The sequence below is a fragment of the Burkholderia cepacia GG4 genome (assembly GCF_000292915.1).
Classification (GTDB): Bacteria; Pseudomonadota; Gammaproteobacteria; order Burkholderiales; family Burkholderiaceae; genus Burkholderia; species Burkholderia cepacia_D.
In genome coordinates this window covers 92,527-113,051 of the sequence record NC_018514.1, presented here as the reverse complement: position 1 = coordinate 113,051, position 20,525 = coordinate 92,527, and the positions used below count along the sequence as shown (strand labels likewise).

Annotated in this window: 10 protein-coding genes; 9 read left to right on the top strand and 1 reads right to left on the bottom strand. The window is 66.3% G+C overall.

Annotation, left to right across the window (positions count from 1 at the left end; translation table 11 throughout):
• The first annotated feature begins 16 nt into the window (after positions 1–16).
• Together GEM_RS16275 and GEM_RS16270 are read left to right on the top strand one after the other, a co-directional pair.
• Entirely contained in the window at positions 17–3,436 is a 3,420-nt protein-coding gene (locus GEM_RS16275; RefSeq protein ID WP_014898452.1) for a DUF2339 domain-containing protein, read from the top strand.
• A complete protein-coding gene (locus tag GEM_RS16270; protein WP_014898451.1) occupies positions 3,433–4,785 on the top strand; it encodes a DUF3999 domain-containing protein in 1,353 nt (450 codons plus the stop codon). The genes GEM_RS16275 and GEM_RS16270 overlap by 4 nt, the downstream gene beginning before the upstream one ends.
• Positions 4,786–4,832: 47 nt before the next feature.
• On the opposite strand, the gene GEM_RS16265 is transcribed toward GEM_RS16270, so the two are convergent.
• The gene (locus GEM_RS16265; protein WP_014898450.1) at positions 4,833–5,618 is read right to left on the bottom strand and encodes a GNAT family N-acetyltransferase; all 786 of its coding nucleotides are present in this window, start codon (positions 5,616–5,618) and stop codon (positions 4,833–4,835) included.
• 280 nt (positions 5,619–5,898) lie between these two features.
• On the opposite strand from GEM_RS16265, the gene GEM_RS16260 reads away from it, so the two are divergent.
• From GEM_RS16260 to GEM_RS16215, 7 genes are all read left to right on the top strand, one after another.
• A complete protein-coding gene (locus GEM_RS16260) occupies positions 5,899–6,204 on the top strand; it encodes an NIPSNAP family protein (protein WP_014898449.1) in 306 nt (101 codons plus the stop codon).
• 342 nt (positions 6,205–6,546) lie between these two features.
• Positions 6,547–7,200, top strand: a complete 654-nt coding sequence (locus GEM_RS16255) for an NADPH-dependent FMN reductase (protein WP_014898448.1) — start codon at positions 6,547–6,549, stop codon at positions 7,198–7,200.
• A 229-nt stretch (positions 7,201–7,429) separates the two neighbouring features.
• Entirely contained in the window at positions 7,430–7,648 is a 219-nt protein-coding gene (locus GEM_RS16250; protein ID WP_014898447.1) for a hypothetical protein, read from the top strand.
• Between the two features lie 92 nt (positions 7,649–7,740).
• Complete coding sequence (locus GEM_RS16245) at positions 7,741–8,643, top strand: hypothetical protein (RefSeq protein WP_014898446.1); 903 nt, start codon at positions 7,741–7,743, stop codon at positions 8,641–8,643.
• Between the two features lie 985 nt (positions 8,644–9,628).
• Complete coding sequence (locus tag GEM_RS31305; RefSeq protein WP_148283918.1) at positions 9,629–18,175, top strand: YadA-like family protein; 8,547 nt, start codon at positions 9,629–9,631, stop codon at positions 18,173–18,175.
• Positions 18,176–18,299: 124 nt separating this feature from the next.
• Positions 18,300–18,965 (top strand): OmpA family protein, encoded by a 666-nt coding sequence (locus GEM_RS16220; RefSeq protein ID WP_014898441.1) that lies wholly within the window; start codon positions 18,300–18,302, stop codon positions 18,963–18,965.
• Positions 18,966–19,370: 405 nt separating this feature from the next.
• Positions 19,371–20,516 carry a DUF2827 domain-containing protein gene (locus GEM_RS16215; protein ID WP_014898440.1) on the top strand — a complete coding sequence of 382 codons (1,146 nt, stop codon included), beginning with the start codon at positions 19,371–19,373 and terminating at the stop codon, positions 20,514–20,516.
• Positions 20,517–20,525 lie beyond the last annotated feature (9 nt).

Here is a 20,525-nt window from a genome sequence, read left to right as displayed (position 1 = left end):
GAGAGGGAGCTGGGCGATGAATTGGGCTTTGGCCGCAATCGGTTTCATCGTGGGCGGTATCGCCGCATTGATCGGGGATTTCTCCGCCGCCAACGGCGCGCTGCTCGGCGCGGCGATCGGGTTCTGTATCGGCCACGCGCTGCAGCAACACAAGCGCAAAAACAGCAACGCAGCCCCCGACGCGTTCGCGATACCCGGGACGCCGGCGACGCCGCAACAGCCGCCCGCGACGCTCGCCGATCGCGTCGCGCGTCTCGAAGCGACGGTCGACACGCTCACACGCGAACTCGATGTGCTGCGCGGCCAGCTCGCCGGCGCGAAGGCCGGTGCCACGGCGGCCAGCAGCGCCACGCAGGCGCCGTCGGCGACGCCCGCTTCCGTCATCCCGCCCCCCGCCGCGACACCGCTGCGGCCATCAGTGCAGCCGGCCGTCGCGAGCACGCCGTCGTCGACGGCCACGCCGGTTCCGGCACCCGTTATCGCCACCCGGACGAGCGCGGCGACGCCCGCCGCTCCGGGTACTGCCTCCGGCGCACCGGCGCATGCGCCTGCGGCGCCCGCCCGCCCTGTTCCGCCTGCTCCGCCCCTCCCGCCTGCGCCGCGCGAACCCGACCTCGCCGAACGTGCATTCCGCGCCGCGCGCGACTGGCTGCTCGGCGGCAACACGGTCGTGCGCGTCGGGATCATCGTGCTGTTCTTCGGCGTCGCGTTCCTGCTCAAGTACGCGGCCGACAACAACCTGCTGCCGATCGAATTCCGCCTGGCGGGCACGGCGCTCGCCGCGGCCGCGCTGCTCGCGATCGGCTGGCGCGTGCGGGCGCGCCGCGCGGCCTACGGCCTCGTGTTGCAGGGCGGCGGCATCGGCATCCTGTACCTGACGATCTTCGCGGCGACCAAGCTCTACGCGCTGCTGCCGGTCGGCGCGGCGTTCCCGCTGATGGTCGCGGTGTGTGCGCTGAGCGCGTTCCTCGCGGTGAAGCAGAACGCGCTGCCGCTCGCCTTCATGGGCAGCGCGGGCGGCTTTCTCGCGCCGGTGCTGTTGTCGACCGGCCACGGCAGCCACGTCGCGCTGTTCAGCTACTACGCATTGCTGAACGCAGGCATTTTCGCGATCGCGTGGTTCAAGGCCTGGCGCCCGCTGAACCTGCTCGGCTTCGTCTTCACGTTCACGATCGGCTCGGCGTGGGGTGTGACCGCGTATCGTCCTGCACTGTTCGCGAGCACCGAGCCGTTCCTGATCCTGTTTTTCCTGATGTATGTCGGCATCGCGCTGCTGTACGCGGTGAAACGCGAACTGGCGCTGCGCCACTACGTGGACGGCACGCTCGTGTTCGGCACGCCGATCGTCGCGACCGCGCTGCAGGCGTCGCTCGTGAAGGACATGCCGTTCGGGCTCGCGTGGAGCGCGGTCGCGCTGTCGGCGTTCTATGTCGCGATCGCCGCGTGGCTCGCGCGGCGCCGCACGCGCCTCGCGCTGCTGTTCGAAGCGATGCTCGCGCTCGCGGTGATCTTCGCGACGCTCGCGGTGCCGCTCGCGTTCTCGGGCCCGACGACGAGCGCCGCGTGGGCGATCGAAGGCGCGGCGATCGTGTGGGTCGGCGTGCGCGAGAAGCGTCTCGCGCCATTCGGCTTCGGCCTGCTGATGCAGGTCGCCGCGGCCGGTGCGTTCTTCACGAGCCTGCTCGGGCCGGCCGACACGACCTCGCTGCCGGTGCTCAACAGCCCGTATATCGCGATGCTGCTGATCGCAGTCGCCGGGTTGTTCACGGGCTGGTGGCTGCACGGGCGCGACGAAGCGCGCGCGTGGCATGCGTGGATGCCGGACCTCGGTGCGGCGGCCGCGGCCTGGGGGCTGCTGTGGTGGCTGAGTGGCGGGCTGCACGAGATCCTCGTCTACGCGAGCCGTCACGTCGATCTCCATGCGGACCGCTTCGTCATCGACGCGACCGCGCTGTTCGCGGCCGGCACCGCCTGGCTCGCGCACCTCGCGCGCCGCAAGCTCGCCTGGCCGATCGCGGAATGGCCGGCACTCGCGCTGACGCCCGCGCTCGCGCTGCTCGCGGTGCGCGCGTTCGACGCACATGAGGCGCCGCTGTCGGGCATGGGCGCGTTCGCGTGGCCGATCGCCGTCATCGCCTGCTATGCGCTGCTGCTGCGCCAGTCGCGCGGCGCCGCGGCCGCCGACACGGCGACCGGCACGCCGGCCAGCGCATCCGCCGACGCGGCGGCCCTCCCCGCCCGCGTAATCGCGCCGCTGCACACGCTGATGTTCTGGACGCTGTGCGGGCTGTTCTCGCTCGAAGGTTTCTGGCGCCTGCGCGCGTTCGTCCCGGAAGGCGCCTGGAGCTGGAGCGCGTGGGCATACGGCTTCGGCGCGCTGCTCCTGCTGGTGTCGGGCCCCGGCGCGCGCCTGCGCTGGCCGGTCGCCGCGTTCCCGCGTGCGTACCAGGTGTGGGGCGCCGCGCCGCTCGCCGCGCTGCTGTGGCTGTGGAGCATCGCCAGCGTGACGAGCGACGGCGACGCCTCGCCGCTGTTCTGGCTGCCGCTCGTCAATCCGCTCGATGTCGCGCAACTGCTGATCTTCGTCGCGTTCGCCACGTGGCTGCGCCGCCTGAAGACGCTGGGCGTCACGTGGCATCCGCTCGCGGCCGACCTTGCCGCGCTCGCGACCGTGTTCCTGTGGTTCAACGCGCTGCTGCTGCGCACGCTGCATCACCGTTTCCACCAGGGCTACGACATCGACACCGTGCTGTCGTCGTTCGGCATCCAGCAGGTGTTCATGGTCGGCTGGAGCCTGTTCGCCTTCGCCGGCATGTGGCTGACGCGCCGCGACGCCATCGCGCGCGTATGCGCGCTCGCGTCGCTGCCGCTGATCGTCGTGATGTGGGGTTGGACCTTCTACGCGAACTTCACGCAGGATGGCGGTAACTGGGCACGCATCCCGCTGCTCAATCCGCTCGACCTGGTGCTCGTGGTCGTCTATGCGCTCGCCGCGTCGTGGTTCGTGCGCGCGCGCAAGCTCGGCTGGTCGTTCGGCAACTATCGCGTCGAACTGCTGGGCGCGGCCGGCGCGACCGCCTTCCTGTGGCTGAACGCGATCCTGCTGCGCACGCTGTATCACTGGACCGGCGTGCCGTACGCATTCGACGCGATGGCGGAATCGACGCTCGTGCAGGCGTCGGTCTCCGTGTACTGGACGCTCTGCGCGCTCGCGACGATGATCTGGGCCACGCGGCGCGGGTTGCGTCCGCTGTGGTTCGTCGGCGCCGCGCTGCTCGCGCTCACGGTGATCAAGCTGTTCCTGTTCGACCTGTCGCACGTCACCGGCATCGAACGCATCGTGTCGTTCATCGGCATCGGCGTGCTGCTGCTGTTGATCGGTTATTTCTCGCCGCTGCCGCCGAAGGCCGCGACCCAACGGGACGACCCGCAATGAAACGACTCGCCGCCCTGCTGGGCCTGAGCCTGCTGGCGTCGTTCGCGGCGGCCGACGGCACGCCCGGCGCCGAACGCGTCGCCCAGCGCTTCGCGCTCGATCTCGACGGCAGCGCCGCGTATTACCAGCTCACCGTGCCGCAGGCCGTGTATGCGGCAAGCCGGCGCGACGATCTCGGCGACCTGCGGATTTTCAACGGCGCCGGCGAACCCGTGCCATATTCGCTCGATGCGCCCGCGGCGGCGGCCGTGCCACCGTTGCGCACGTCGGTGCACTGGTTCCCGCTGCCGCCGGCCCGCAGCGACGACGGTCACGCGCCGCTCGGCGTATCGGTCGCGCCGGACGGCTCGCTGCGCGCGGCCGTCACCGCGCCGGCTCGCACGAAGCACACGGCCGATCTCGTCGATGTGTCGCATGCGGACGGCGAGGTCGACGCGCTGCTCGTGCATGTGAGCGACGACAGCTACCAGGGGCGCGTCGCCGTCGAAGCGAGCGACGACCTGCGCAACTGGCGCTCGCTCGGCAGCACGCAACTGCTGAAGGTCGGGCGCGGCGACGACATGCTGGTCCAGGAGCGCATCGCGCTCGAAGGCACGGGGCCGCGCTACCTGCGGCTCGACTGGCTCGACGGCACGCCGGCGATCGCGTCGATCGACATCGAAACGCATCCGCGCGATGCGCGCTCGACGGACACCGCGACCGTGCCGCGTCAATGGCGCGACGCCGCGCACGCACGCGCCGGCAGCGCGCCCGGCGAATACCTGTTCGACACCGACGGCCCGTATCCGGTCGACCGCGTGCGGATCGACCTGCCGCAGCCGAATACGGTTGCGCGCGCAACGCTTCAAAGCCGGCCCGACGCACAAACACCCTGGCGCGACGTCGCCGGCGCCGTGCTGTTCCGGCTGCAGGGCAAGGGCGGCGAGCAGCGCAATCCGCCACTGGCATTTGCGCCAAATCCGGATCGCGCGTGGCGGATCGTCGTCGACATGCGCAACGGCGGGCTCGGCGGCGGGCAGCCGACCGTCGCGGTCGGCTGGCATCCGGCCGCGCTCACCTTCGTCGCGCGCGGCATGCCGCCGTTTACGCTCGGCGTCGGCAATGCGTCGCTGCCGTCGTCGGCCGTGAGCCGCGATGCGCTGCTGGTCGGGATGGCGCCGGAAGTACGGCCCGCGCGCGTCGGCGCGGCGTTGCCGGCGTCGGCACACCCGCCGTCTGCCACCACCGATACGGACGCGACCCGCCGCTACGTGCTGTGGGGCGCGCTGGTGGTGGCGGTCGGCGTGCTCGGGACGATTGCGTGGCGCCTCGCGCGCGGCGGCGGCGATACGGTCAAGCGCGACGAGTGAAGTCGTGCCGCAAGGTGGGCACCACGAAACGCCTCGGTGCCGCGCGCCTATCGGGCCGCGACGCGACCGTGCTGACGCGCCCGCCACGGCGACGACCGGCAGCTGGCCGCACCGGCCGCGCCCATTGCCGCGGCACGCACGCTTCGGCGCAAGCGCCCATCGGCGCGAGCCCGGGCCCGCGCGACGGCACGCGGCGCCCGCGCATGCGCGATCGCGACATGCCGCACGATCAGCCGCGATCCCGGCGACATGCAACGCGCGAGCAATACGACCGGGCGCTTGCACAGGATCGCGCTGTCGTAGCGCTTGCCGGCGAAACGCACGATATCGACGACGTCGAAGCCTTGGGCCCGATAGAACGCCAGCAGATGCGACGCGGGATGCGGCGTATCGAGTGCGAGCAACGAATAGCCGCGCAACGCGGCCCACTGCCCGGCAAACGCCAGCAGCGTCGCGCCGATCCCGCCGCCTTGCCAGTCGGGATCGACGGCCACCTGCCGCACGCTCGCGACGCCGTCGTGACGGTACAGCGAGCACGCCGACGACGAATCCGTGGCGTAGAGCGTCATCGTGCCGACCACGCGGCCGCCGGACACCGCGACATAACACTCGCCCGCTTCCGCGCGGCGCCGCGTGACGCCCTCGTCCTGGTCGACGCACGTGCAGTTGAGCCCCATCGCACCGAGCCGCGCGAACGCGCGATGCAGCAGCGCGGTGAGCCGCGCGTAACTGTCGAACGCCGGATCGAAGCGCCGCACGACGACCCGGTCGGCGCGCACGAAAGGCGGCGCGGCGGGTGAACGTTCGGCGATCGTGTTCCGGGATATCGACATGGCAGCGCTCCGTGGTCAGGATGACCGAAGTCTAGGAGCGCGCCGGCGGGCGTCGCAAGAAAAAATGTCGTAAAAATCGCGCGGTATCGAAGCGGCACGACGCAGCGATGGCAAGCATGTTTGCGCCATCCCTGGCTTCGTCGCTGCGCCTGAAAACACCGATCGTTGTTCACGCAAGCAATGCGCGGCGCGTCTTCAGCACGCGTGCCGCTGCTGCGTCGTTGACACGCTCGGCGACGCGATCCAGACTCGCTGATCCTTCACCGCACCGCGAGCGACCATGGTCACCTGCTTCCTTCGCTACGTCATCGATCCGTACAAACTCGAGCAGTTCGAAATCTACGGCAAGATGTGGATCCCGCTCGTCGAGCAATTCGGCGGCACGCATCACGGCTACTTCCTGCCGTCCGAAGGCGCGAACGACATTGCGCTCGCGATGTTCTCGTTCCCGAGCCTCGCCGAATACGAGCGCTACCGCGAACGCTCGAAGGACGATCCGGCCTGCCAGGCCGCGTTCCGCTACGCGGAGGAAACGCGCTGCATCGTCAGCTACGAACGCAGCTTCTTCCGGCCGGTGTTCGGCTGACGCACCGGGCCGGACGGGCGGGCGAGCGCGGCGCGGCGCGCGCCATGCATCGCGCCCTCTTTTCTGCGCCGGACGAAAAAAAGCCCCGCCTGCATCCGCGCGGCGGGGCCAACCCATGTCAGTAGAGACAACATCATGGAGGAGACGGGCCCATCTTATCGAGCACGGCAGGCCGTCCCAACCAAGCAATTCTGCTATCCATCTGCGTCACCGCTCGCACGATTGCCCCTCGCGCACGGCATATCGATAGAACGAAAAGTCGTTTTCAGAGTGGCGGCGGGGTCGTTACCATTTGGTTTTAAGCCTGTGCTTAGCCGGGCAAGCCATTCCGAGGAGCGCCCCTTGACTGCATTCGATCAACACCGCCGACCGTTCGTTGTCGGCATCGGCGGCACCACCCGAGCCGCGTCGTCGACCGAGCGCGCGCTGTCGTTCGCGCTGCGCGGCGCGCAAGCCGCCGGCGCACGCACGCGCCTGTTCGACGGCCCGTTCCTGCATACGCTGCCGCACTACGCGCCCGAACACAAAACACTGACCGACGCGCAGCGCGAGCTGATCGACACCGTGCGCGAAGCCGACGCGATCATCATCGCGACGCCCGGCTACCACGGCGGCGTGTCCGGCCTCGTGAAGAACGCGCTCGACACGCTCGAGGAACTGCGCGCCGACGAGCGCCCGTATCTCGACGGTCGCGCGGTCGGCCTGATCGTCACGGCGTACGGCTGGCAAGCGGCCGGCACCGTGCTGACGTCGCTGCGCTCGATCGTCCACGCCCTGCGCGGCTGGCCGACCCCGTTCGGCGCCACCGTGAACACGCTCGAAACGCGCTTCGACAGCGCCGACAGCTGCTCGGATCCGAAGGTCGTCGCACAGCTCGAGACCGTCGGCTCGCAGGCGGCCGAATTCGCGCTCGCGTTCGCATCGCATCGCGCGGCCACGCATGCCGCATCGGTCGACGCGCTCGCGCCCGTGCTGAAGATCGCCAACCACACGTAACCCCAGCCTTCCCGCCACCCGCGCCCGGTCGACGACGTTCGCCGCGCGCGGGCGGCGCGTGTCCGCAGGTCCGGCGCGAATCGCGCTCACGCATCCATCCCGTTCCATGCCCGCCGTCCCGCGCCGATAACGATACGGCTCGTCACGTGATTAGCATTGGCCGAAAGATTGGTTCACGCGGGCCGCGCGTTTTCGTACGCTGAAAGCCCGAACCCTCTGCGCGCACGCCATGAACCGCACGATCCGCTACAAGGGCTATGAAGTCGCCCCCGCTGCTGCCCGGCTGCCGAACGGGCTGTTCGCCGCCAACCTGACGATCGAGAAGGCGAGCGGCGGCCCGTCGCCGCACGCCGTGTCGTTCGACGCGATCGATTTCTTCTTTGAAGAGGAACACGCGCTCGCCTATGCGTCCCGCTGGGGGCGCCTCTGGGTCGACACCCAGGCCTGAGTGCAGGGTGCGGCTGTACGGGGCCGCACGAAAATACGCGATTACGCGAGCTATGCAAGAATCTTTCATCTCGTAATCGCATAACAACAGCCATGTCCGACACGCTGCAGGAAGACCATGCAGCGGCAGATCACGCCATGCGCAACTGGACCTTCGAGAGCCGAGGTCCGGTCAGGATCGGTTCCGATGCGCACAGGCAGATGTTCTGCCGCATGCTGCTCGATACACACAACCCGTACAAGCCGGCCGTCATCGACTGGCCACCGCTCAAGCCTGACGAGCTCAAGCGACTCACGTCGCTGCCGATCTGGGACATCGCCGTGCAAACCGAAGGCCGCGCGTCGATCCGCGTCGCCACCTTCGCGGCCACCGTCGACGATCCGCTGCTGCGCAGCGCGCTCGAGATGGACGGCGGCGAGGAGGCACGTCACAAGGTCGTGCTGTCGAAGCTGGTCAACGCATACGGCATCAAGCTCGCCCCCGAACCAGCCTATCCGGCACCGACGGACCCCGAGTGGTCGTGGATGATGACCGGCTTCAGCGAATGCATCGACAGCTTCTTCGCGTTCGGCCTGTTCCGCTCCGCGCAGCGCTCCGGCTATTTCCCGCCCGAACTCGTCGACACCTTCGAGCCCGTGATCCAGGAAGAAGGCCGGCACATCCTGTTCTTCGTGAACTGGTACGCGTGGTACTGGCGCAATTTGCCGTGGTGGCGGCGGCCGTGGTTCTTCGCACGCGTCGCGGCCGTGTGGACGGTCCTGATCCGGGAGCGCATCAGGATCGCGCGCGGCATCGACGCCGACGGCGTCGCGCACGACGCGAACTTTCCCGCGTCGAGCACCGCGGACATTGGCGATGCGCTGAACCCGCGCGAACTGATCGAGCTGTGCCTCAGCGAGAACGACCGACGCATGGCGGGATACGACAAACGGCTGCTGCGCCCAATGTTCGTGCCGCGCATCGCGCGCCTCGCGCTGCGATTCCTGCGGAAATAACGTCGCGGCACCTGGCAAGAGGTTGCGCGGGCTGGAGCGCACGGCAGCGCTCCGACCGCGCATCCGGAGCGGTGCGCGTCGCCTTTCAACCGATCCCCTTTCCCCTCGTCTTCCGGCACGCCTGCCCGCCTCCCCGCGGACCGGGACACGTCGTCGCACCCGCGATCTGACATTTCCGGCACGCCCGCCGGCGTTCGCGATTGCGCGCCGACCGCTGCGACGGGCGATCGTACGCACCGCCACGGCTGCGATTGCGAGCCTGGCTCGCGGGGGCCGTCTGACTCCCGCGTCTAATTCGCCCCCAATCCACCATCCGAAATCTCGTCAATAGGACGGATTCGGAAATGAAACGTTTACAGAAAGGCCGGCGACTCTGTTTCACTTTTTTACAATTTCATGAAGCGGGCCGCCGCGAGACGCCCGCCCCACGGGCGAATACGGCAACCCAGATGCGCAAATCGGCATAGCCCAAAGAACGTCTTTTCGCGTTTATTTGATTTCATTCTGAATCATAAAATCAAAATAAAATTTGTTAATAAATCCAAAATTAACAAATTAACGAGCCAGCCAAGCACATCCGAATTAGCGGCATCCGAAATATTACAATGGTGAAAGTTTGAGCGTGCGCGCAAACGTTTGCAATTTCATTTGTCTTACTTTTTAAGATTCTAGATATGTGGCCCGCCACACAAAACACACGCAACACATTGATTTTTATACATTTAATTCTCTTCGCTCGCACCACACACAATCATACACTTAGCATTCTTATTTTTTTCATACTAATTACAAGCAAATACATCAAGACACGATGTATTAACTATCTTTTAACTTTCAAATCATCTCATTTTTCACTGTTTGTCAGTCTCCCAAAACCTCCTCCAATAAACTCCGCCCATCAATTTTAAGATTCGCGCGAGCGCACGGCACATTCATCTAACGAAATAGACCAGTGTGTTGCGTGCTTATTTGGAGGTAGCAGGACATGAACCGCACGTACCGCTCGATCTGGAACGAAGCCCTTGGCGCCTGGGTCGCGGCATCCGAACACGATTCGGCACGGGGCAAGCCGAACAAGTCCGCCGTCGTAAAGGCCGTGGCAACCGTTGCGCTCGTAGCGGGGGCGACCGTCGGCAACGTCGCGCACGCGCAATACAGCACGGGCGGCGCTGGTGGCTCCGTCGTGGCCTCGGGCGCTCAAGCGATCGCCATCGGCGGCAACTCGGGCAGCACGACGACGGCCAGCGGCGCAACGTCGATCGCGATCGGCGCAAACGCGACCGCATCGGGCAGCTATTCACAGGCGTTCGGCCAGCGTTCCGTGGCGACCGGGTCGAGCGCGATCGGCATCGGCTCCGGCTCGAATGCGCTCAATATCGGCGCTACGGCGGTCGGCAACGACACCACGGCATCGGGCAGCAGTTCGGTCGCACTCGGCGGAGGCAACAGTTCCGGGCTGGGTGGCGCCGTAGCGGCAGGCACCAACGCGATCGCGGTAGGCCGGTACTCGAACGTCAACGCGGCGACCACCTCGGGTATCGCGATCGGCGCGAACGCAACCGTCACGGCGGCAGGTACCAACGGTACGGCGCTCGGTTCGGCTGCCACCGCAGCCGGCTCTGGCGCATCCGCCATCGGCAACGGCGCGACGGCAACGGGCACCAATGCGCTGGCGCTCGGCGGCACGGCCAACTATGCATCCAGCGTCGCAATCGGCGCGGGCAGCGTAACCGGCACGGCAGCACCGACGGGCACGGGCTACCTGACGGGCAGCACCGCGCCGCTGTCGGAAGTGTCGGTCGGCAGTTCGACGGCGCTGCGTCGCATCACGAACGTCGCCGACGGGTCGGCACCGCAGGACGCCGTCACCGTGTCCCAGCTCAGCACCGGCATGAGCGTGACGACGAGCGCGATCAGCAGCCTGTCGTCGTCGGCGTCGACGGGGCTTTCGTCGGCGAATAGCGCGATCACGTCGCTGTCCACGTCGACCTCGACCGGTATCAGCTCGCTTTCGACGGGTCTGAGCTCAACCAACAGCGCAGTTACTTCGCTGTCGTCCTCCACGTCGACGGGGCTCTCGTCGGCGAATAGCTCGATCACGTCGCTGTCCACGTCCGCTTCAACCGGCATCAACTCGCTGTCCACCGGCCTGAGTTCGACCAACAGCTCGGTTGCGTCGCTCTCCACCTCGACTTCGACGGGTATCAGCTCCCTGTCGACGGGCCTGAGCGCGACCAAGAGTTCGTTAACTTCGCTTTCGTCTTCCACGTCGACCGGTCTCTCGTCGGCGAACAGCTCGATCACGTCGCTTTCCACCTCGACTTCGACGGGCATCAACTCGCTGTCGACCGGCCTGAGTGCGACCAACAGCTCGGTTACGTCGCTTTCGTCGTCTACGTCGACGGGTCTCTCGTCGGCGAACAGCTCGATCACGTCGCTTTCCACCTCGACCTCGACCGGTATCAACTCGCTGTCGACCGGCCTCAGCTCGACCAACAGCTCGGTGACGTCGCTTTCGTCGTCCACATCGACCGGTCTGTCGTCGACGAATAGCTCGATCACGTCGTTGTCCACCTCGACTTCGACGGGTCTGTCATCTGCTAACAGTTCAATCACGTCGCTCTCCACCTCGACTTCGACTGGCATCAACTCGCTGTCGACGGGCCTGAGTGCGACCAACAGCTCGGTTACTTCGCTCTCGTCTTCCACGTCGACCGGTCTCTCCTCGGCCAACAGCTCGATCACGTCGCTGTCGACCTCGACTTCGACGGGCATCAACTCGCTGTCGACGGGCCTGAGCTCGACAAACAGCTCCGTGACGTCGCTTTCGTCGTCTACGTCGACCGGTCTCTCGTCGGCTAATAGCTCGATCGCGTCGCTGTCCACCTCGACTTCGACGGGCATCAACTCGCTGTCGACGGGCCTGAGCTCGACCAACAGCTCGGTTACTTCGCTTTCGTCGTCCACGTCGACCGGTCTCTCGTCGGCAAACAGCTCGATCACGTCGTTGTCCACCTCGACTTCGACGGGTCTGTCTTCGGCTAACAGCTCGATCACGTCGCTCTCCACCTCGACCTCGACCGGTATCAACTCGCTGTCCACCGGCCTGAGTGCGACCAACAGCTCGGTTACTTCGCTTTCGTCTTCCACGTCGACCGGTCTCTCGTCGGCAAACAGCTCGATCACGTCGTTGTCCACCTCGACCTCGACGGGTATCAACTCGCTGTCCACGGGACTGAGTTCGACCAATAGTTCGGTGACGTCGCTTTCGTCGTCCACGTCGACGGGCCTGTCGTCGGCTAACAGCTCGATCACGTCGCTCTCCACCTCGACCTCGACTGGCATCAACTCACTGTCGACGGGCCTGAGTGCGACCAACAGCTCGGTTACTTCGCTTTCGTCTTCCACGTCGACCGGTCTCTCGTCGGCGAATAGCTCGATCACGTCGTTGTCCACGTCGACTTCGACCGGTATCAACTCGCTGTCCACGGGACTGAGTTCGACCAATAGCTCGGTTAGTTCGCTTTCGTCGTCCACGTCGACCGGTCTCTCCTCCGCCACCAGCTCGATCACGTCGCTCTCCACCTCGACGTCGACGGGTATCAACTCGCTGTCCACGGGACTGAGTTCGACCAATAGCTCGGTTGCGTCGCTTTCGTCGTCTACGTCGACCGGTCTCTCGTCGGCCAATAGTTCGATCGGTTCGCTGTCTACCGGCCTCAGCTCGACCAACAGCACCGTCCTTTCGTTGTCCACGTCCACGTCGACCGGCCTCTCGTCGGCTAACAGCTCGATCGGTTCGCTGTCCACCGGCCTCAGCACGGTCGCGACCAAGACCGACAATCTCGGCACCAGCACCGCCGCAGCACTCGGCGGCGGTGCCAGCTACAACCCGGCAACCGGTACGGTCTCCGCTCCGTCGTACACCACGTACAACTCGAACGGCACGACGTCGACCGCCAACAGCGTTGGCTCGGCAATCGACAGCATCAACAACCAGGGCATCAAGTACTTCCACGCAAATTCGACGGGCACGGACAGCAAGGCACTCGGCACCGACTCGGTCGCGATCGGTCCGAATGCGGTCGCCAACAACACCGGCGATGTCGCGCTCGGCAGCGGCTCCGTCACCGGAACCCCGAACCCTACGCCGACCGGTACCGTCGGCGGCGTGACGAGCACATTCGCGGGCGGCAATCCGAGCAGCGTCGTCAGTGTCGGCGACGCAAGCACGAACACCTCGCGCCAGATCACCAACGTCGCGGCGGGGCAAATCACGGCCACCAGCACCGACGCGATCAACGGCTCCCAGCTCTTCGCGACCAATTCGGTCGTGGATTCGCTGTCGACGACGGTGTCGTCGTCCAGTAGCGCAATCGCGTCGCTGTCGACCGGCATCACTTCGTTGTCGACGGGCCTGAGTTCCACCGATAGTTCGGTCGCTTCGCTGTCGACTTCGACGTCGACCGGTCTGTCGTCGGCAACCAGCTCGATTTCGTCGCTGTCCACGTCCACTTCGACCGGCATCAACTCGCTGTCCACGGGCCTGAGCTCGACCAACAGCTCGGTTGCTTCGCTTTCGTCGTCCACATCGACCGGTCTGTCGTCAGCGAATAGCTCAATCTCGTCGCTGTCCACGTCCACTTCGACTGGCCTTAGCTCGACGAACAGCTCCGTCGCTTCCCTCTCGACTTCCACGTCGACGGGTTTGTCGTCGGCAAATAGCTCGATCTCCTCGCTGTCCACGTCGACTTCGACCGGTATCAACTCGCTGTCGACGGGCCTCAGCTCGACCGACAGTTCGGTCGCTTCGCTGTCGACCTCCACGTCGACCGGCCTTTCGTCGGCCAACAGCTCGATTAGCTCGCTGTCCACGTCGACCTCGACCGGTATCAACTCGCTGTCGACCGGCCTCAGCTCGACCGATAGTTCGGTGACGTCGCTCTCGACCTCCACGTCGACTGGCCTCTCGTCGGCAACCAGCTCGATCACGTCGCTCTCCACGTCGACCTCGACCGGTATCAACTCGCTGTCGACGGGCCTCAGCTCGACCGATAGTTCGGTGACGTCGCTGTCGACCTCCACGTCGACTGGCCTCTCGTCGGCAACCAGCTCGATCTCGTCGCTCTCCACGTCGACCTCGACCGGTATCAACTCGTTGTCCACCGGCCTCAGCTCGACCGATAGCTCCGTCGCTTCGCTGTCGACTTCCACGTCGACCGGCCTGTCGTCGGCCACCAGCTCGATCAGCTCGCTGTCGACTTCGACCTCGACCGGCATCAACTCGCTGTCCACCTCGACCTCGACTGGCATCAATTCGCTGTCGACCGGCCTGAGTTCAACCGATAGCTCCGTCGCTTCGCTGTCGACGTCCACGTCGACTGGCCTGTCATCGGCAACCAGTTCGATCAGCTCGCTGTCCACCGGCCTGAGCTCGACCGACAGCACGGTGATGTCGCTCTCGACTTCCACGTCGACGGGTCTCTCGTCGGCAACCAGCTCGATCAGCTCGCTGTCCACGTCGACCTCGACCGGTATCAACTCGTTGTCCACCGGCCTCAGCTCGACCGATAGCTCCGTCGCTTCGCTGTCGACTTCCACGTCGACTGGCCTCTCGTCAGCAACCAGCTCAATCAGCTCGCTGTCGACTTCGACCTCGACCGGCATCAACTCGCTGTCGACCGGCCTCAGTTCGACCGACAGTTCGGTCGCTTCGCTGTCGACGTCCACGTCGACTGGCCTCTCATCGTCAACCAGCTCGATCAGCTCACTGTCCACGTCGACCTCGACCGGTATCAACTCGCTGTCGACGGGCCTCAGCTCGACCGATAGCTCCGTCGCTTCGCTGTCGACTTCCACGTCGACTGGCCTCTCGTCGGCAACCAGTTCGATCATTTCGCTATCCACATCAACCTCGACCGGTATCAACTCGTTGTCCACCGGCCTGAGCTCGACCGATAGCTCCGTCGCTTCGCTGTCGACTTCCACGTCGACTGGCCTCTCGTCGGCAACCAGCTCGATCACGTCGCTGTCCACGTCGACCTCGACCGGTATCAACTCGCTGTCGACCGGCCTCAGCTCGACCGATAGTTCGGTGACGTCGCTGTCGACCTCCACGTCGACTGGCCTCTCGTCGGCAACCAGCTCGATCAGCTCACTGTCCACCTCGACCTCGAGCGGTATTAACTCGCTGTCGACGGGCCTCAGCTCGACCGATAGTTCGGTGGCTTCCCTGTCGACTTCCACGTCGACCGGCCTGTCATCGGCAACCAGTTCGATCAGCTCGCTGTCCACCTCGACTTCGACCGGCATCAACTCGCTGTCCACCGGCCTCAGCTCGACCGACAGCACGGTGACATCGCTTTCGACCTCCACGTCGACTGGCCTCTCGTCGGCAACCAGCTCGATCTCGTCGCTCTCCACGTCGACTTCGACGGGTATCAACTCGCTGTCGACCGGCCTCAGCTCGACCGACAGTTCGGTCGCTTCGCTCTCGACCTCCGCATCGACCGGCCTGTCATCGGCGACCAGCTCGATCTCGTCGCTCTCCACGTCGACCTCGACCGGTATCAACTCGTTGTCGACGGGCCTCAGCTCGACCGATAGCACGGTGACGTCGCTGTCGACCTCCACGTCGACGGGGCTCTCGTCGGCAACCAGCTCGATCACGTCGCTGTCCACCTCGACCTCGACCGGGATCAACTCGCTGTCCACCGGCCTCAGCTCGACCGATAGTTCGGTGACGTCGCTGTCGACTTCCACGTCGACTGGCCTCTCGTCGGCCACCAGCTCGATCAGCTCGCTGTCGACTTCGACCTCGACCGGCATCAACTCGCTGTCCACCTCGACCTCGACTGGCATCAATTCGCTGTCGACCGGCCTGAGTTCAACCGATAGCTCCGTCGCTTCGCTGTCGACTTCCACGTCGACTGGCCTGTCATCGGCAACCAGTTCGATCAGCTCGCTGTCCACCTCGACTTCGACCGGCATCAACTCGCTGTCCACCGGCCTGAGCTCGACCGACAGCACGGTGATGTCGCTCTCGACTTCCACGTCGACGGGTCTCTCGTCGGCAACCAGCTCGATCAGCTCGCTGTCCACGTCGACCTCGACCGGTATCAACTCGTTGTCCACCGGCCTCAGCTCGACCGATAGCTCCGTCGCTTCGCTGTCGACTTCCACGTCGACTGGCCTCTCGTCAGCCACCAGCTCGATCAGTTCGCTGTCGACTTCGACCTCGACCGGTATCAACTCGTTGTCCACCGGCCTCAGCTCGACCGACAGTTCGGTCGCTTCGCTGTCGACGTCCACGTCGACTGGCCTCTCATCGTCAACCAGCTCGATCAGTTCGCTGTCCACATCGACCTCGACCGGCATCACCTCGCTGTCCACCGGTTTGAGCTCAACCGATAGCTCCGTCGCTTCGCTGTCGACCTCCACGTCGACTGGCCTCTCGTCGGCAACCAGCTCGATCTCGTCGCTGTCGACTTCGACCTCCACGGGCCTGTCGTCGGCCACCAGCTCGATCGGTTCGCTGTCCACCGGCCTGTCCTCGACCAACAGCTCGCTCACATCGCTGTCCACGTCGACCGCGAGCAGCGTCACGTCGTTGTCCACGGGCCTGAGCTCGACCGACAGTTCGGTCGCTTCGCTGTCGACCTCCACGTCGACCGGCCTCTCATCGGCCACCAGCTCGATCAGCTCGCTGTCCACGTCGACCTCGACCGGTCTGTCGTCGGCCACCAGCTCGATCAACTCGTTGTCGACATCGACCTCGACTGGTCTGTCGACGGCCACCAGCACGATCCTGTCGCTGTCCACCTCGACCTCGACCGGTCTGTCGTCGGCCACCAGCTCGATCACGTCGCTGTCCACCTCGACCTCGACGGCGATCGAAGCTGCGAAGACGCACTACTACAGCGTCAACGACAACGGTACGCAGCAAGGCAACTACGCCAACAACGGCGCGACCGGCATCAACTCACTCGCAGCCGGCGTGAACGCCAGCGCAGCAGGCGCCAGCAGCGTCGCGGTCGGCGACGGCTCGAACGCAGCATCGACCGGCGCGGTTGCAATCGGCCAGAACGCATCGGCCACCGGCGGCAAGGCGGTGTCGATCGGCTCCGGCAACACCGCGAGCGGCGACGGCGCGGTCGCGATCGGCGATCCGAGCGTCGCAACGGGCACCGGCGCCGTGGCAATGGGCGCAAACGACACGGCGACCGGCAGCGGCGCAGTGGCGCTCGGCAACGCCAACACCGCAACCGGCGACAGCGCGCTCGCCCTCGGCAGCTCGAACCAGGCCACCGCAGACAACACGATCGCCCTCGGCAACAAGGCGGTCGCGAGTGCGACCGGTGCCCAGGCCTACGGCTCGGGTGCATCGGCAACCGCCGCGGATGCGCTCGCCTTCGGCACGAACGCCACGGCCAACGTCGCGAACTCGGTCGCCCTCGGCGCGAACTCGGTCACGGGTACGGCAGTCGGCACCTCGAGCGCCACGATCGGCGGCGTCACGTACTTCTTCGCGGGCAGTTCGCCGGTGGGCGTGGTCAGCGTCGGCCAGCCGGGGCAGGAACGCCAGATCACGAACGTCGCCGCAGGCCAGGTGTCGGCCACCAGCACGGACGCGATCAACGGCAGCCAGCTCAACGCGACGAACCAGGCGATCACCAGCCTGTCGACGTCAACCGCGTCGAACATCTCGTCGCTGTCGACCGGCATCGGTTCGCTGTCCACGGGTCTCAGCTCGACCAACAGCAACCTCACGTCTCTGTCCACGTCGACCTCAACGGCGATCAACTCGCTGTCGACGGGCCTCAGCTCGACCAACAGCAACCTCACGTCTCTGTCCACGTCGACCTCGACCGGCATCGGCTCGCTGTCGACCGGCCTGAGCTCGACGAACAGCACGGTGGCTTCGTTGTCGACCGGCGTGACGAACCTCGGTGACCAGGTGTCGCAACTGACGACGACGATCAACCAGAGCCAGGCGCGCTCGGCGAACAACAACGCCATCGCGGCGGACATGAACGGCACCGGCACTGACCGCCCGACCGTGACCGCCGGCTCGAACTCGGTGGCGATCGGCGCGAATTCGAATGACGGCGGCCGTTCGAACGTGGTGTCGGTCGGCAGCGACACGCAGCAGCGCCAGATCACGAACGTCGCGCCGGGTACGCAAGGCACCGACGCGGTGAACGTGAACCAGCTGACGCAGGTGCAGACGACGCTGTCAACGGCACTGTCGAACCAGCAAGGGCAGATCAACTCGCTGGGCTCGCAGCTGCAGCAGACCGACCAGATGGCGAAGCAGGGTATCGCGGCCGTCGGCGCGATGGCGTCGATCCCGCAGCTCGACCGCGACGCCAACTTCGGGATGGGTGTCGGCACGTCGACCTTCCTCGGCCAGAAGGCGATGGCGGTCAACATGCAGGCGCGCATCACGGAGAACCTGAAGGCATCGATCAACGGCGGCTTCAGCGGCGGTCAGAAGGTGATCGGCGCCGGCATGCTGTACCAGTGGAAGTAACCCGTCACGCCGCCACGCCGCCCGGCGCGCCAGCCGGCCGGCACACGGCGGCCACGACGGCAGGACGAGCCCGCCGCGCCCCCCGCGGCGGGCTTCAGTCAACCCAAGCTTTGAGGACGTAACGGTGAACAAACTCGCTCTTGCACTCGCCCTTTCCGCGATGGCACTCGCCGCGTGCACGACCGCATCCGGCCCGACCTTCAGCGCATCCGAACTGCAGCCGCGCGACGGCGTGCGCACGTTCCAGGTCGATTGCCACGGCCTGCTGTCGGGCCCGCAGACTTGCATGAAGGCCGCCCGCAAGATCTGCGGCGACCAGCCGGTGCACCCGGTCGATTCGGCCCGCGCGCTGCGCGACGGCTCGGATCCCGCGACGCTGGTCTTCCAGTGCGCCGCGCCGGCGCAAGCGGCGTCGGCCACCGAACCGGCACCCGCGCCCGCCGCGGTCGAACACGTGAACCTCGCGGGCGACGCGCTGTTCGCGACCGGCCTGGCCACGCTCACGCCGGCCGCACGCGCATCGCTCGACACGCTGCTGGGCGATCGCGAAAACCGCACGTACGCGCAGGTGACAGTCACCGGCCATACGGATTCGGTCGGTAGCGACGCATCGAACCTTGCGCTGTCGAAGCGCCGCGCGGCAGCCGTCGCGGGCTACCTGAAGGCGCACGGGCTGAAAGCGCAAGCCGTGTCGGTCACGGGCCGCGGCAGCGCCGATCCGGTCGCGTCCAACGCGACGGCCGAAGGCCGCGCGAGCAACCGCCGCGTCGAGATCTCGTTGCAGCCCTGAGCAGCCGGCCGGCGCGGCCCGCGCCCGCACTCGACGGCCCGATCCGGCACGGGACCGGAGCCTCGCCGGCAGACCGCCGGGCCTCTCCAGACACCGCTTCGCGGCGGCCTCGGCCCCGTCACCGGTGGCTATGTCAAAGTTCGTCATGTCCCGCCACAGACCGGCGACTTCCGTGCCACAATCGCCGCAGACAGCTGCCTGCGCGTTCCGCCCGCGTCCCGCGCCGTGCCGGTCCCGCGCGACGACACACCGGGATCCGGCCGCCGCCCCGCGATCCGCGTCGCCCGACTCGCTTTCCGGCACGCGCCGGCGCAAATGCAACCACGACAATCCACGGCGCGCCGTTTCGAGGCCAGGCGCTCGACGCCACGGCCGGACACACGACGCCGCAGAGGAAACCAACCGGTGACGGACATCAATCAAGCCGCCTCGGGCGGCACCCGCAAGCAACGGCCGGCCGTCGGCATCTCGCTGTTTGCACGGGACGGCCAGGCGATCTGGGAAAACGGCATTCACCAGAACATCGCGTACCTCGCGATGATGCTCAAGCGCTCGGACCGCGTCGGCCCGGTCTACTTCCTGAACGGCGGCGACGCGAACGCGCTGCCCACCGGCCTCGAACTCGACGGCCTCGACGTACCGCTCGTGAAGCCCGCCGACGTCACGCACGACCTCGACGTCGTGATCGAGATGGGCGCCCAGTTGCCGGTCGAATGGCTCAGGCACGTGAAGGCGCTCGGCACGAAGCTCGTCGCCTGCTACGTCGGCCACACCTACAGCGGTCTGGCCGAAACACCGATCTTCGAGAAGCCGTCGGGACACGTCTTCAACGGCACGCAGTTCGACGAAGTGTGGGTCCTCGAGAAGTCGCACACGATCGACGTGCCGTTGCTGCGCACGCTCACGCGCGCGCCGGTCTACACGATTCCGCATCTGTGGTCGCCGTACTTCCTCGATCGCCGCATCGCCGCACTGGCGAGCGAAGGCGTAACGTTCGGCTATCGGCCCGGCCGCCGCCCGTGGCGTCTCGCGACGCTCGAACCGAACATCTCGGTGGTGAAGTCCTGCCATTACCCGATGCTCGCGTGCGACGAGTTCTATCGCGCGCACCCGGACGCGGTGCAGCACCTGTTCGTCGTCAACTCGATGCACATGAAGGCACATCCGACCTTCGTGCACTTCGCGAACAGCCTCGACCTCGTGCGCCAGCACAAGGCGACCTTCGAGCCGCGCATCGACCTGCCGGGCTTCATGGCGCGCCATGCGGACGCCGTCGTGTCGCACCACTGGGAAAATCCGCAGAACTACCTGTACTACGACGTGCTGTACGGCGGCTATCCGCTGATCCACAACTCGATGCTGCTCGGCGACGCCGGCTACTACTACCCGGATTTCGATTCGGTCGCGGGCGGCCGCGCGTTGTTCGATGCGTGGCAGCATCACGACGAGCGGCTCGACGACTATCGCGCGAAGGCCGGCCGGCTGCTGCAGTCGGTCTCGATCGACAACCCCGCGAACCTGGACGCGTTCGTCGCGCGCCTGGTCGCCTGAACCGGAGCA